Below are 2,015 nucleotides of genomic sequence, written 5' to 3' on the forward strand. Positions count from 1 at the left end.
TCCAAAGATTCGCTCTTGGCCAGACTGTCGGTAACAGACTTCAGCGTGGCGCCGGAGGCGTTTTCGGCCTTGGCGGTGAGCACGGCATCCCTGACTTGGTCGTGAACCTCGCTCAGGGGCTTGGGAGCAGGCTCCTGATAGCCCTCCACATGCACCACGACAATGGCGTTGTCTCCCAGTTCAACCACATCGGAATTAACCGGTGATTCTCTGAGCTCGCTCTGGAACATTACCTTCTGCACCTCCGGCTGATTCAGCGGGAATGCCGCCTTCTCATCGCCGTTCGCAATGAAATCGCTGGTCTTGATCTGCACGGACTTGGATACCTGACCGCCCTCTTCCCGGGCCGCATTGGCAGCCAAAGCAGCAGCATCCAGAGAATCCGGGTTCTCAAAGCTGGTATCGGCGATGATCTGCTTCTTGTCCATGAAGAGCTCGCGGCTCTGCACCTTGGTGTACTGCTCGATAACATCATCCTTCACCTGATTGAAGTCAGCGCCGTGTCCCGGCTCAATGCCGTCCAGACGAATGAGATGCCAGCCGAACTGAGTGCTTACGGGTTCGGAGACATCGCCGGTCTTTTCCAGAGCGAAAGCGGCCTTTTCAAATGAGGAATCCATAACGCCCTGAGCAAATGCCGGAAGCTTGCCGCCCTTGTCCTTGCTGGAAGGATCCTCGGAATACTTCTTAGCCAGATCTTCAAAGGAAGCTCCGCCCTTAAGCTCTTCAGCCACCTTGGCGATTTTGTCTTCCGCATCCTCGCCGGTAATCAGGATATGGGAAACCGTCCGTTTTTCCGGAATGGTGTAAAGCTCGGCATGAAGATCGAAGAACTTTTTAAGATCCTCGTCAGTGTACTTCACATCGTTTACAAAATCGCCGGCCGTAATGTAGATGTAGGATACCTTAACCTTTTCCGGCAGCAGAAAATCCTTGCTGTGGGAATCATAGTAGGCCTTGATTTCGTCTTCGCCGGCGGTCTGATTCTTCTTGTAGGCATCAATGGCGATGTCGATCTTGCTGAAGGTTCTCTCCTGAGAAAGGATCTGCGCCATGACGGCCACGTCATCCGGCAGAGCAAAGCCGCTGTCAAAAGCGGTCTTGAGATAAATCTCCTTGGAGATGTCCCCCTTAAGAGCTTCCGAGAAAACCAGGGGAGAGGGGTAACCGGCCAGGCTCAGCACCTTGCGGAACTGGGCATCGCTGAACTTGCCGTTTACCTGAAATTCCGGCATTTCGCGGATGCGGTTTTTCACCAAATCATCGGAAATTACCACGCCGGAATTAAAAATATGGTCTGACACCACCTGATCGGTGATCATTCTTTCCAGAGTCTGCTTTCTCAGGGAAGCATTAAACGCCGGATCCTTGGCCTGTTCCCGGAAAGCCTTGCCCAGCTGTCTTTCCAGCTTGTTCTTTTCCAGACGGAACTGCTGCTCCAGTTCCCCGTTGGTAATGGAGTTGCCGTTTACCTTTACCGGATTGAAATCCATCTTCGGCGTAAGGTAGCTGCCGACACCGGCTATGGCAAACGATACCATGATGATGATGAATAAAAACTTTGCGACAGGCCCTGTTGACCCTTCGCGGAGCTTGTCTGTAAACATTAAACTCTGACTCCGACCGTTAAACCTCAAATCACTGGCGCCGCCGGGGCTCCGGATACTGCCGTCTTTTGCGGCTCCGGCATTGTCCGCCCTGCTGCTGCCTCACCAGAACTCCGGGGCTTTCAACCGCCGTCCGGAACAATTTCCTGAGTCTCCCGCCGTTCTCCGGGAAACGCGGATCTGGTGCTGTCCGTGCATTTTACACTAAACCCGCCCTGTTGGCATCGTAATTCTCCATGCCGGCAAATACGGGGCATATGATAAAAGAAAAAGCGCACTATCGTTTGTGCGCTTTCCATAAACAGTAAAATACAGCTGATGAATAAAACAGGATTACTGCTTTTTAGTGGCCTTCTTCTTCTTGGGCTTGTTAACAGCTTCCTTCAGGAGCTTGCCAGCGCGGAAAGT

At 52.7% G+C, this 2,015-nt stretch carries 1 protein-coding gene; it reads right to left on the bottom strand.

Annotated elements, in window-relative coordinates; all coding sequences use genetic code 11:
• Positions 1-1,607: SurA N-terminal domain-containing protein (locus tag ACJROR_RS10690; RefSeq protein WP_406547043.1), on the bottom strand; the 1,607-nt coding region annotated here is incomplete at its 3' end.
• Positions 1,608-2,015 lie beyond the last annotated feature (408 nt).

It is taken from the genome of Succinimonas sp. (assembly GCF_045225735.1).
GTDB lineage: Bacteria > Pseudomonadota > Gammaproteobacteria > Enterobacterales > Succinivibrionaceae > Succinimonas.